Origin of the sequence: Microbacterium sp. USHLN272 (genome assembly GCF_037149655.1) — a bacterium.
Classification (GTDB): domain Bacteria; phylum Actinomycetota; class Actinomycetes; order Actinomycetales; family Microbacteriaceae; genus Microbacterium; species Microbacterium galbinum.
Genome location: NZ_JBBCRA010000002.1, coordinates 289,173 through 301,452, shown reverse-complemented (window position 1 = coordinate 301,452; position 12,280 = coordinate 289,173). Strand labels below are relative to the sequence as shown.

Sequence of the window (12,280 nt, the reverse complement as noted above, 5' to 3'; positions counted from 1 at the left end):
GAGGACACCATGGCAACCGTCGTTCGTCTCAACCTGCGCGGCCTGAACCAGCTCATGACCTCGACTGCCGTGCAAGCAGAGCTCGACGCCCGCGGGCGCCGCATGGCCGAGGCCGCGGGCGAGGAGTTCGAGTACGTCTCCCGCCCGCACCACCGCACCGCCCGAGGATACGTCCAGCCGCGCAGCGCCAAGGGCGCCCGTCAGGAAGCGCGCGAGAAACGACTGCTGAGGTCGATCGATGCCGGACGTTGAGCTCCCCGACGCCGAGACGCTCGCGGTCAAGTTCCTGAAGCCCCGACAGCCCGAATCGCCGGTGGCGACGAAAGTGCCGAATCCGCGACCCTCACGATTCACGCGAGCGTGGCGCACCGGGGGAGCAGCGAGCAGCCGCGTGCTCGACCAGCCGATCATCACCGTCACCTGCACGGCTGCCGACAGCGTCACCGCGTCAGACGACGCGAAGCGGGCGCGTCACGCGTTCCTGAACGACTACACCGCCATGCCGCTCGTGCGCGGCGTCGAAGAGGTCACCGGGCTCTACTACGACCCCGACCCCGACACCAACGAGGACCGGTACACGTTCGCGGTGCGCCTTCGCATCCGCGCCGGGCGCCGCTGACCCACACAAGCGACCCGCGACCGACCGGTCGGGGTTCCGACGCCGGTCATGTCCGGCTCAATCCAAGGAGACACACTCATGACCGTGAACGCGAACAACGCGCGGATCTTCGGATCCGACAGCGACGCGATCTACCTCGCTCCCATCGGCACTCCGCTGCCGGAGAGCATCGACGACGAGCTCGACGCGGCGTTCGAGGACGTCGGCTGGCTCAACGGTGATGGCATCACCGAGTCTCTCACCGGCTCCGTCGAGAAATCGCGCGGCTACCAGGGCAACGGCGTCGTGCGCACCCGCATCAGCGAGCCCGGCACGACCGTCGCGTTCGTCGCGCTCGAGACGAAGGCGCAGACCAACGGCCTGCGCTACGTCGAGAAGTCGTCGGCCACGACCGCCGGCGTGCGCAAGACCACGCGCGGCTCCGGCCAGCGCGTGACCAAGCGCGCGTGCGTCATCGACAAGTTCGACAGCGACGACGTCACGGTCAAGGAGCGCGACGTCATCGAGGTCCTCGAGATCAGCCCGAACGGGGACCGTGTCGCGACCAACGCCGACATCGCGATGTACCCGTTCCTCGGCGAGATCATCGGCGACTACGACCACTACGAGACCGACACCGAAGCCGACGGCGACGCCGGCACGCAGGGCTTCGCCGCGATGTCCGCCCCCGACGAGTCGTGGACGGTCGCGCAGCTGAAGGACTACGCCAGCGAGAACGAGATCGACCTCGCGGGCGCGTCCCTGAAGGCCGAAATCCTCGCCGCCGTCTCCGACGCCGCTCCGGCGGATACCGCCGAGACCGCACCGGTGGCGGACGCCGCCAACGACTCGGCCGAGACCAGCGCCGCGGACAGCTCCGCAGCGTGACACACCGGTGGGCGGCGTTCGTGACCCCGACGCCGCCCACCCACCATCCACCCCGGGGTCAGATAGGGGTCAACCACCATGGCAACACCGAAGAAGCCGCAGGACCACCAGCAGAAGAAGCAGAAGCCCGTCGACGTCGAGATCGAGATCGCCGACCCGACGGCCGACGAGCCCGAGCGGATCCGCAAGGTCCCCGGCAAGCAGGTCACCGTCGATGGCATCGAGGTCCGCGTGCCCGACGAGGCACTCGACGACTTCGAGGTCCTCGACGACATCCGCGGCGTCCAGGACACCAACGACGTCTCCCGCATGCCGTCGCTGCTGCGTCGTCTCGTAGGCGACGACTACCGCCGCATCCTCGACGAGCTGCGCGACGAATCGACCGGCCGCGTCGGCGCGGCGAAGGCGTCCGAGTTCGTCTTCGCGGTCTTCGAGGCCCTCAACCCTTCCTCCTGAAGCTCGCGGGCACCCTCGCCCACCACGAGGGTGCCCTGCGGGCATCGCTCCAATCTGAGTACGGGCTCCGTCTCATCCCCGGCGCCAAGGGGCGCACCGAGCCCGCGCGCACCGTGACCGAGATCGCCGACTACGTCGAGCACCTCCCCAGCGGGTGCGCGCTCGGCCGCGAGCTCGGCGGCGAGGCTGCCCTCCCGGTCGCCGCGCAACTGCTGCGCGAAGTCGAATACACGATGCGCAACGTCGCCTGGCAGCAGGGCGGAAGCAGCGGGACGCCGCCGAAGCGCCTCGAGCTGCCGAAACCCGCCGACGAGGCGCGCGCTGAGGCCGCCGAGATGGACGCGAAGTACCTCGCTCACCAGAAGCGCGCCGCTCGCCGCTCCTGAACGCCCTCGACGAGGCGCAGCCCCACACACAGGCTGCGCCTCGTCACCGATCCGTCACGCCGTCGAGCGTCGCACCTGAGGGGGGTCACCGTGGCAACTGCCGTCGAGATCGCGAACGCCTACCTGGCGCTCACCGTAAAGGCACCCGGGGCGAAGCGCGACATCGAGAAGGCGCTCGGTGACACCTCAAGCGCGGGCGACAAGGTCGGCCGCTCTCTCGGCGATCGGCTCGTCAGTAGCGCCTCGAAGGTCGTCAAAGTGGGTGCCGCCACGCTCGGAGCGACCATCTCCGCGGCCGCCGGCACGGCGATCTTCAAGGGCTTCCAGCGTCTCAACGCGATCGACACCGCACGCGCGAAGCTCACCGGTCTCGGCAACGACGCGAACACCGTCGAGCAGATCATGCAGAACGCGCTCACCTCCGTGCGCGGCACCGCCTTCGGCCTCGGCGACGCGGCCACGGTCGCCGCCCAAGCCGTCGCTGCCGGTATCAAGCCCGGCCGCGATCTCGAGGGCGTCCTCAAGACCGTCGCGAACACCGCCGCGGCCGCCGGGACCGACCTCGGCGAGATGGGCTCTATCTTCTCGAAGGCCATGTCCCAGGCAAACGGCATCCAGAACGACGTGCTGAGCCAGCTTGCAGACAAGGGCATCCCGATCTACGCGGCCCTCGGCAAGCAGATGGGCGTCACCGCGGGCGAGGTCTTCAAGCTCGCCTCAGACGGCAAGATCAACTTCGACCAGTTCGCGGCCGCCGCCACGGCCGCCGCGGGCACCGTGGCCTCCGAAATGGGGGGCACGGTCGGCGGGTCCTTCTCCAACTTCATCGCCTCGCTCGGCCGCATCGGTGCAGGGCTGCTCGGGGGAGTGTTCCCCCAGATCGCCCCGATGCTGCAGACCATCACCACGGCACTCGGCCCGCTCGAGGACGCGGCCGGTGCCGTCGGCGCGAAGGTCGGCCAGGTGCTCGCACCCGCCTTCGAGTGGTTCATGCGCCTCATCCAGGGGAAGGTCGACTTCAGCCCGTTCGTCGAGCTGTGGACGACGCTCTCTCCGATCGCGGTCATGGTCCGCGCGCTCGAGCCGATCCTCCCGGTCGTCTCGCAGGCGTTCCGCGACATCGGCACCGCCATCGGTGGCGCGCTCGTCCCGGTCCTGCCGGCGCTCGTCTCGCTCATGGATGCCGTCGTACCGCTACTGACGACCGCCCTCGTCGCGGCGCTGCCGCTCGTCGTGTTCCTCATCCAGTCCCTCGCGGGCGCAGTGTCGTTCCTGGCCCCGATCCTGATCGGCCTGGTGACGGGCGTCGTGGACTTTGTCTCCGCGAACGCTGACTGGATCTCGGGCCTCGTGGTGGTCGGCGGAGTGATCGCGGGTGTGGTCGGCGCGGTGTCGCTCTTCCGAGCCGCGCAGGTCGGCCTCATCGCCGTGACGTACGGCGCGCAGGGCGCCATGCTCGTCGCGGGCGGATCCGCCAAGGTCTACGCCGTCGCGATGGGCGTCGTCACGGGAGCTCAGAAGGTCGCGACCGTCGCGACGAAGCTGTTCAACGCGGCTCTTCGCGCGAACCCGATCGGCATTATCATCACCGGGATCACCGCGCTCGTCGCAGGCCTGGTGTGGTTCTTCACGCAGACCGAGGTCGGCAAGGCGATCTGGACCGAGTTTTCGCGCTTCCTGGGCGAGGCATGGGCGAACATCTCCGGGTTCTTCACGACGGCGTGGGAGAACGTCATCCAGCCTGTCTTCCAGGCGATCGGTGACATCGCGACCTGGCTCTACGAGACGATCCTCAAGCCCGTCTTCGACGGAATCGCGGGGATCGTGGGCTTCGTCGCGGGTGCGTTCAAGCTCGGCTTCGACCTGATCGTGAACTACTTCCGCCTCGTGGGCGCGATCGGTATGTGGCTGTGGACGAACGCACTGCAGCCCGCCTTCTCCGCGATCGGTGCCGCGGCTACCTGGCTCTGGCAGAACGCGATCAAGCCCGCGATCGACGGGATCGGAGCCGTCTTCAACTGGCTCTGGCTCACCGTCATCAAGCCGGTCTTCGACGGCATCGCCGCGGTGTTCACCTGGATCTGGCAGAACATCATCAGCGTCTACATCGGCTGGATCGTCGGCGCTGTGCAGGGTCTCGGCGCGATATTCGAGTGGCTCTACAAGAACATCGTGAAGCCGGTGTGGGACGGGATCTCCGCCGCGATCCGGGCCGCGTGGGACTGGATCAACGCCTACGTGTTCACGCCCTTCAAGATCGGGATCGACCTGATCGGGAAGGCGTTCGAAAACACCGCGATCGCGATCGGCAAGGCCTGGGAGGGCATCAAGAAGGCCGCCGCGATCCCGATCAACTTCGTGCTGGACACGGTCTGGAACAACGGCTTGCGCTCCTTCTGGAACGACATGGTCGGGAACCTCGGCCTGGCCGACATGAAGCTCCCGAAGGCCGGGCTCGTGAAGTTCGCCTCCGGTGGCGTCATGCCCGGCTACACGCCGGGCCGCGACGTTCACCAGTTCTGGTCACCGACCGGCGGCGGGCTCGCGCTCTCCGGCGGCGAGGCGATCATGCGCCCGGAGTTCACCCGCCTCGTCGGGGGAGCGGCCGGCGTCGATGCACTCAACGCGGCCGCCCGGAACGGGAAGCTGCCATTCGGCGATGGAGAAGGCAACTTCTTCGGCGACGCGTGGGACATGATCACGAAGGCGGCATCGGTCGCGTGGGAGTTCCTGTCGAACCCCGCCCAGGCGATCAAGACGCACGTGATCGACGGCATCCTCCGGCCCCTCATGGGCGACCAGAACATCTTCGGAGCAACGGTCGGCCGCCTCGCCGAGAACACCCTCATGGGCTTCGTCGACCTGTTCAAGGCCGCGGCACCGAGCGGGGTCGGCACGAAGGGCATGGGCTGGGAGGCGATGTGGAACATCGTCCGCAGCTCGGTCCCGAACGCCGTGATGACGTCGAACTTCCGCAAGGGAGCGAAAACCGTCAACGGCGGCCAGTCCTATCACGCGCTCGGTAGGGCGATCGACATCGTGCCGGCGTCCATGAAGACGTTCGACGCGATCGCTCGCCTGTTCCCGAACGCATCCGAGCTGATCTACACCCCAGCGGGGAACCGCCAGCTGCAGAACGGCAAGCCCTTCGCGGGCTGGTCCGAAGCGGTGAAGCGGCAGCACTACAACCACGTGCACCTCGCAATGGCGAACGGCGGCGTCGTCCCGAAGCTCTACGACCAGGGCGGATGGATCCCGCACGGCGGCATGGGTATCAACCTCTCCGGGAAGCCGGAAGCGGTGCTCACCAACGACGAGTCCCTCGCCCTCCGGCGCGGGCTCGGCGGACTGCAAGACGGCGACCAGGTCGTGCTCGTCGTCGAGGGCACGCCGCTCACGGGAACCGTGAAGCGCGTGCTCGCAGGGTCGATGCCGTCGGCCATGTCGGTGCAGTCCGAATTCGCTCGCTGATCCCCGCTCGTCGGGCGTCCACCCCCCTCGGTGGGCGCCCGACGCACCACCCGTGAGGAGTCACCATGGCAAACGCCGGCGAAGCATTCGGAGCACTCAGCGGTCGCCCCCGGTTCCGGCTCCGCGCGGCCATCGCCGTCGCTCAGATCGACGAGGCGCTCAACCGCGCACGGTGGGACTGGAACCTTCGCGTCGAGAACCTCGACGGATCGAACATCACCTGGGATGGCGCGATCGGCAACGCGTCCATGCAGGTCAACGGCTCCTACGTCTTCGACGGCCGGACGCCCGCGGGAACGTTCGATTTTCGCGACGGTGCAGCCTTCCACGTCATCGCCTCGGGCACGACCGGATGGTTCGAGTACAACACCGACGGCAACAAGACGATCGGTTTCGCCGGTGGAGTCGCCAACGCCGGCCTGTTCGGCGCGGCGAACGCGTCAGGCGCTGTCGCGGCCGACCGCATCAACCACCCCGCGCACACCGGGCTCACCGCGACACGCAACTCCGACAACCAGATCTCTCTGATCTGGACGCGGAACGGTGTCTACTCCGGCGCCGTCGTGCATCGGCGGATGAACGATGGCGCATGGCAGCAGGTCGGTACCCCAGGCGGCAACGCGAACGCCTTCACTGACACCACCACCGTCGCGAACCGGAAGTACGAGTACCGCGTCATCGGCCGAGCCGGGAACGCGCTCTCGGTCGGATGGTCGAACATCGCCGCCGTCTACACGACTCCTGTCGCCCCGACCGGCGCTAGTGCATCGCGCCAGGGCTCTGGCATCGTCGTGAACGTCTCCGGGAAGCCGCCGTACGCGACGTCGTACGACGTCCGCGACGGCGCGACCCAGGTCGCAACGGCGGTCGCGCTCCCGTGGACGCACGCGAACCCGAACGCCTCGGTGCCGCACACCTACCAGGTGCGCGCTCGCGTCGGCGGTCTCATCGGCCCGTGGTCGGCGTCGTCGAACACGGTGCAGCTGCTCACTCCGCCGAACGCCCCCGCAGGCCTCGCGCCGAACGGGGCCGTCGTCCCGGACGACCAGGACGTCACCTTCCGGTGGACGCACAACCCGGTCGACTCGAGCGACCAGAGCGCGTACGAGCTCCGCTACCGCGTGAACGGCGGCGCGTGGACGACGCTCTCCGGCACGACCGCCTCCGAGCGGGCCGTGCCCCTCGGCGTCGGTGCGATCGAGTGGCAGGTGCGCACGAAGGGCACGCACCCGGACTTCGGGGCTTGGTCGTCCGTCGCGGCGTTCAGCGTCGTCTCCCGGCCCGGCGTCGCGATCGTCCAGCCGGATACCTCCTGGGATGCCTCGACACTGCCCGTGCAGTGGACGTACTTCCAGCCCCAGGATCGCCCGCAGTCAGCGTGGCAGGTGCAGCTCCTCAACGCCGACGACGCGATCGTGGAGACACGGTCGGGCTCGGGTGCTGTGACGAGCGTCACGCTCACGCGTCGGCTGACCGAGGGGCACTGGACGGTCAACGTCCAGGCCGCGACCGGCGACGTCTGGTCCGATTGGGCGTCGTCGAGCTTCGATGTCGTCTTCGACCCGCCTGCCACGCCCTCGATCGCCGCCGAGTGGGATGAGGAACAGGGCGGCGTGAGCCTCACGGTCGCGGTCGGTGACGACGAGAACGCGCCCGCAACGGTGGAGATCCTCGTCGAGCGCTCCGTCGACGGCGGCGACACCTGGGAGCAGGTCGCCGTCGTCACGGACGATGCGAACCTCGTGGACTGGGAGAGCCTGACCTTCGGGATCACGGCCTACCGCGCCACGGCGTTCACGTCCGAAGGTGCCGCCTCGATCGCAGAGGCCGAAGCGGAAGCCCGATCCGGCGCGCTGTGGCTCTCCGGTGGTGCAGGCTTCGGGATCACGGCTCGCCTCCCGTTCGACCCCGCGGTCACGATCACCGCTGAGCGCGAGCGGACGCTGAAGCAGTACGCGGGTCGCTCCCTGCCGGTGGCCTACACCGGCGAGGCACGATCGCGCGTCGTCGCCGTCTCCGGTCGCACCACCGACCGCGACCCGGACACCGCCGACGTCGACACGCTCACCCGTGTCGCACAGGCCGAGCACGACGACTTCCTGTTCCGCGACCCGGACGGGCGTCGCATCTACGGCTCGATCGGCGGCATCCCGATGCCCCGACAATCATCGACCCTCCACCCCGACGGGTGGGAGGCCTGGTGGGGGTACTCCTTCACCCTCACGGAGACGGAGCGACGATGATCCGCTGGGCGTTCGAGCTGCTCGACTCGCAAGACCGACCCCTCGGCGCCCTCGACGGGGTCACCGGGGGGTCGGCGGAGATCGTCGCACAGAACGTCCTCGGCGGATCCGGATCACTCGAGCTCGACGAACGCGGTGCCGCTATCGACTGGATGCAGCACCGCGTTCGCGCCACCTGCATCGACGGCGCGACCTCGTGGCCCGTCGGCGTGTACCTGTTCGCCAGCCCCGGAGAGCAGCACGGTGCCTTCACCCTGTCGTACAACGTGGGTCTGCTCACGAAGATGAACGTTCCCAGCGAGGACACCGTCGAAGCGCGCTACTCGCTCGCTGTCGGCACCCCGATCATCCCCACCGTGGTCGCGCTCCTCACCTCTACCGGCGAGACGCGCATCGCGGTGACGGAGTCCGCCAGCACCCTCACCGCCAGCCTCACCTGGGAGGCCGGCACGTCGAAGCTCACGATCATCAACGACCTGCTGCAGGCCGCCGGGTACTGGTCGCTGTGGTGCGACGGCTCGGGAATGTTCCGCGTCGAGCCGTACGCCGACCCCGCGTCGCGGCCTGTGAGCTTCGACTTCGAGCACGGCGAGCGGTCGCTGCACATGCCCGACTGGGATCGGGAGCAGGATCACAGCTCCGTACCGAACCGTGTGATCGCGGTCGGGCAGGGCGACGACAAGACCGCGCCGCTCGTCGGCATCGCGACGAACGAAGACCCGAACTCGCCCTACAGCTTCCAGGCTCGGGGCCGATGGATCACCCTCACCATCGAGGGCGTCGAAGCGGAGTCGCAGTCCATCATCGACCAGTTCGCGACCCGGAAGCTCCGGGACGCGATGTCGCCCGTCTCGCGTCTCACGGTCACCCACGCGCTCATGCCCCTCGACCCGAACGCGCTCGTCGCGTTCACGCCCGAGGACGGTCAGCGGCGTCTCGCGACCGTGCAGCGCATGTCGATGCAGTTCGCGTTCGACTCCGACATCTCGGCGGAGTGGAGGCAAGTCCTGTGAGCGAAATCCTGAGTGACCTGCTGCGCCCGGTGCTCGACCAGATCAGCAAGCTCTGGGGGAGCGTCGACAAGATGCCCGTCGTCCGATGGGGCACGGTCACCGCGGCCAACCCGCTGCGGGTGCTGCTCGACGGGAACACGGACCCGCTTCCATTCGCCCCGCAGAGCCTCGTGCGCACCCTGCAGGTCGGAAACCGTGTGCTGTGCATTGAGCAGCACCGCCGCGTCATCGTTGTCGATCTCGCCGGCAACCCGGTCGAGTGGATGACTCCGACGCTCACGGGCGGCTTCACTCTCGCATCGGCGCCGTTGCAGCTTCGCGTCACTCCCACCCGCGTTGAGTTCGCCGGGGGCATCCTGCGCACCACGACACCGAGCGCATACACCACGGCGTTCACTCTGCCCGCGAACGTCCCTCGACCTCGAGGACAGTACCGCGCCCCGGGCCGAGACGACTTCGGCATGTGGGTCGCGATGCTCAGCACCGGCGACGTCCAGATGAAAGCCACCGGAGCCGCAACCTCCGGCGCCGGATACACATTCGACGGCATGTCCTACGCCTACTGAGGAGGCACCCAATGACCTACCAGACGATCGCTCTCATCCAGCGCGACCCCAGCATCCGCGACCGCGTCTCCGCGTGTGTCTCGAAAGAGGGCGTGAGTCCCAGCCCCGAGCAGTGGGTCGCCGACCACGCGTGGCAGCTCGCTGCCCGGGACGGCTGGGCTGACGAGTGGGAGGCCGCGAGGGCGGCCAACACCTCGGCCGACAACTACGAGCCCGGCGGCGACGAGCGCGCCATCACCGACGCGATGATCCTCGCCGCCGTGCAGGAGATCGTCGCGGGCGATGCCGATCGCGCTGCGGACGCACCGACAGGGGGCTGACATGGGCGGCGCGATCACGAAAGTCGACATCGGTCATGGCCGCGGCTGGCTCGAGGAGCAGGCGGCGAAGAGCCAGGCGCGCATCGACCGCGCGCTCGGGCATCCGCAGCAGATCACCGAGGCCGGAAGGTCGTGGGAGCAGCAGAACGCGCATTGGCTCACCTTCCAGAAGTACGGGAAGCCGATCGCGCTGCACCCGGACACCCCGAGCGTGCACCAGAAGGGACGCGCGAAGGACACCGACGAGCGTGACGTCGCTCTGATGAACGATCACGGATGGTTCCAGACCGTCTATCGCGTCGTGAACGGGAAGCGCACGCTCGTCGAGCCGTGGCACTTCGAGTACGACCCTGCGCGCGACAACCACCGACACGAGGTGGTCGAGCTCGTCAACGACAACGGAACGTGGCGCATTGCGCCGGATAAGGAGTGGGACGAAATGGCTACTCAGAAGGAGATGGAGGCGGCGTTCCGGAAGGTCGTGGCCGAGGAGGTCGTGAAGGTCGTGGCGGCGGAAGTGGCAAAGGCGGTGAAGCAGAACGCACGATCTGGCGCGTACAAGATCGTCGGAGTGCAGGGCCCGCCATCCAATCCGGGACCGCACATGAAGCTCACCGGCCCGGAGGGGGAGACTCAGCTCGCGCCCAGCGAGATGCACCTGGTGCGCCGCCATGTCCAGGCCACCCCGTACGTCTCTGACACCCCCTGGGATCCGAAGAGCAAGTTCGTCACGGGTGAGGAGCTGTTCACCCCCGACGAGTGGGCGATCGTGTCCAAGGTGCTCGCGCGGATGAAGCCCGCGAAGGTGAGCTGATGGAGCGCCACCCCGTGCCGCAGGAGAAGCGGCGCGTACTCGAGGCCGTCATCCGGATCATCGACATCGTCGCCTACTTCATCATCTTCGTCGGCGGATGCTACGCCCTCTTCTGGACGCCTGACAGCGTCGCGCGCGAACTCTCCGGAGCGGAGTGGCTGGTGCCGATGTGGGCGGCGTTCCTCCTCATCGGCGGCGGCCTCGGCATGGTGGGCCGGATCTCGCGCATCTGGGTGCTCGAGCCGCCGGCCGATGTCGCGGCGATCGTCGGCGCAGCGATCTATTTCGTGGTGCTCGGAGGGACGCTGTTCCAATCGGTGACCGCGGGCGTCGCCACGGCGCTGGTCTTCTACGCGATGATCCAGATGTTCCGCCGTTACATCGAGCTGCAGATCTTCGGCACCGATCCGAACGTTCACGGCTTCACCGACCGCATCGCTGAGATGCTCCGGAGGCGAACGGGCAACGTCGCTCCACGAGAGGAGTAGGCGTGCAGGACGTGAATCTCGTGACCGTGCTGGTCGCCTGCATCGGCACCGGCGGGCTTGGCCTGTTCTTCCGCGAGATCGCCGACATCGTCTCGAAGGTGCGCCGCGGCGTATCCACTCGCGAGTCGAAGCGGAAGAACGACATCATCGCCCAACGCGACTCCGCGATCGCTCGCGCCGATGCGTTGCAACAGCGCGCCGACGATGAGCGGCGCCTTCGCATCGCCTGGCAGGAGTACGCGGGCATCCTCGTCTACCGGCTTCGCATCTCGGGTGTCGCGCCGGACGCGCTTCCCGATGACCTCGAAGACACCCTCAACACCAAGAAGACCTAGGAGGTCCTCATGAGCAAGATCTGGTTCCCGCTGCAGCGCGTCATCCGCACCGCGGCGGCCGTCCTCGTCGCTGGCTCCGCGATTCTCGCAACGATCGTCGTCATCGCTCCGCAGGTCGTCGAGGCCGTCGCCGACGTTCTGCCCGGCCCGGTCGTCGCATGGCTGCTCGGCGCGATCGCGACGCTCGCAGCCATCAGCGCGGCGATCTCCCGCGTGATGGCGATCCCGGCCGTGGACGCCTGGCTCCGCAAGATCGGCGCTGGCTCCACGCCCGCACAGTTCTACGTCGCGCAGATCAACGGCAACGCGACCCCGCTGACGCGCCGGCAGTACCGCGCCATGCTCGACGGGGCAGACACCGGCACCGACGACACGGCGAAGCTCCGCACGGCGATCTCTGATCACAACGATCGCATCGGACTCTGACGCAGAAGACCCCCACCTAGCCTCCGGGCCGGGTGGGGGTCTTTCGTCGTTCACAGCGCCCTACGATGGGGCCATGAGTGATTCCAGCGACACCTACATCGCCTACTACGTATCGAATCGCGGGCGCACCTTCCACGACGTCGGCCACGAAGAAATCGATCTATACGCCGGGGAGGCTCTGGATGAGCTCAACTGGAATGGTCAGCGCTGGATCAGGATCTCCACGCTCCGAGGGGGCGCCGCGACGTACCTCGCGGAGCAGGCTCTCGCCTGAGG

At 68.1% G+C, this 12,280-nt stretch carries 15 protein-coding genes; all 15 read left to right on the top strand.

The genetic code is table 11. From position 1 onward, the window contains the following. The first annotated feature begins 9 nt into the window (after nt 1-9). The 15 genes from WFJ97_RS14780 (at nt 10) to WFJ97_RS14710 (ending at nt 12,278) form a co-directional block, all read left to right on the top strand. The gene (locus WFJ97_RS14780) at nt 10-252 is read left to right on the top strand and encodes a hypothetical protein (protein ID WP_336642055.1); all 243 of its coding nucleotides are present in this window, start codon (nt 10-12) and stop codon (nt 250-252) included. Next, on the top strand, nt 239-619 hold the full coding sequence (locus WFJ97_RS14775; RefSeq protein WP_336642054.1) for a hypothetical protein: 381 nt from the start codon (nt 239-241) through the stop codon (nt 617-619). Before WFJ97_RS14780 ends, WFJ97_RS14775 begins: the two co-directional genes overlap by 14 nt. Nucleotides 620-697: 78 nt before the next feature. Beyond that, nucleotides 698-1,486 carry a phage tail tube protein gene (locus tag WFJ97_RS14770; RefSeq protein ID WP_336642053.1) on the top strand — a complete coding sequence of 263 codons (789 nt, stop codon included), beginning with the start codon at nt 698-700 and terminating at the stop codon, nt 1,484-1,486. Between the two features lie 78 nt (nt 1,487-1,564). Continuing rightward, complete coding sequence (locus WFJ97_RS14765; RefSeq protein WP_336642052.1) at nt 1,565-1,942, top strand: hypothetical protein; 378 nt, start codon at nt 1,565-1,567, stop codon at nt 1,940-1,942. Nucleotides 1,943-2,055: 113 nt separating this feature from the next. Continuing rightward, nucleotides 2,056-2,328: a hypothetical protein gene (locus WFJ97_RS14760; protein WP_336642051.1), complete on the top strand. Its 273-nt coding sequence runs from the start codon at nt 2,056-2,058 to the stop codon at nt 2,326-2,328. Nucleotides 2,329-2,418: 90 nt separating this feature from the next. After that, entirely contained in the window at nt 2,419-5,799 is a 3,381-nt protein-coding gene (locus WFJ97_RS14755) for a tape measure protein (protein ID WP_336642050.1), read from the top strand. A gap of 65 nt (nt 5,800-5,864) precedes the next feature. Continuing rightward, complete coding sequence (locus WFJ97_RS14750; RefSeq protein WP_336642049.1) at nt 5,865-8,042, top strand: fibronectin type III domain-containing protein; 2,178 nt, start codon at nt 5,865-5,867, stop codon at nt 8,040-8,042. After that, a complete protein-coding gene (locus tag WFJ97_RS14745; RefSeq protein WP_336642048.1) occupies nt 8,039-9,055 on the top strand; it encodes a hypothetical protein in 1,017 nt (338 codons plus the stop codon). The genes WFJ97_RS14750 and WFJ97_RS14745 overlap by 4 nt, the downstream gene beginning before the upstream one ends. Then, nucleotides 9,052-9,621 carry a hypothetical protein gene (locus WFJ97_RS14740; protein ID WP_336642047.1) on the top strand — a complete coding sequence of 190 codons (570 nt, stop codon included), beginning with the start codon at nt 9,052-9,054 and terminating at the stop codon, nt 9,619-9,621. Before WFJ97_RS14745 ends, WFJ97_RS14740 begins: the two co-directional genes overlap by 4 nt. Before the next feature lie 11 nt (nt 9,622-9,632). Next, the gene (locus tag WFJ97_RS14735; protein WP_336642046.1) at nt 9,633-9,941 is read left to right on the top strand and encodes a hypothetical protein; all 309 of its coding nucleotides are present in this window, start codon (nt 9,633-9,635) and stop codon (nt 9,939-9,941) included. Between the two features lies 1 nt (nt 9,942). Beyond that, complete coding sequence (locus WFJ97_RS14730) at nt 9,943-10,755, top strand: hypothetical protein (protein ID WP_336642045.1); 813 nt, start codon at nt 9,943-9,945, stop codon at nt 10,753-10,755. After that, entirely contained in the window at nt 10,755-11,243 is a 489-nt protein-coding gene (locus WFJ97_RS14725) for a hypothetical protein (RefSeq protein ID WP_336642044.1), read from the top strand. The genes WFJ97_RS14730 and WFJ97_RS14725 overlap by 1 nt, the downstream gene beginning before the upstream one ends. Before the next feature lie 2 nt (nt 11,244-11,245). Further along, entirely contained in the window at nt 11,246-11,578 is a 333-nt protein-coding gene (locus WFJ97_RS14720) for a hypothetical protein (protein ID WP_336642043.1), read from the top strand. A 9-nt stretch (nt 11,579-11,587) separates the two neighbouring features. Further along, complete coding sequence (locus WFJ97_RS14715) at nt 11,588-12,004, top strand: hypothetical protein (RefSeq protein WP_336642042.1); 417 nt, start codon at nt 11,588-11,590, stop codon at nt 12,002-12,004. Nucleotides 12,005-12,077: 73 nt separating this feature from the next. Continuing rightward, nucleotides 12,078-12,278: a hypothetical protein gene (locus tag WFJ97_RS14710; RefSeq protein WP_336642041.1), complete on the top strand. Its 201-nt coding sequence runs from the start codon at nt 12,078-12,080 to the stop codon at nt 12,276-12,278. The last annotated feature ends 2 nt before the right edge of the window (nt 12,279-12,280 follow it).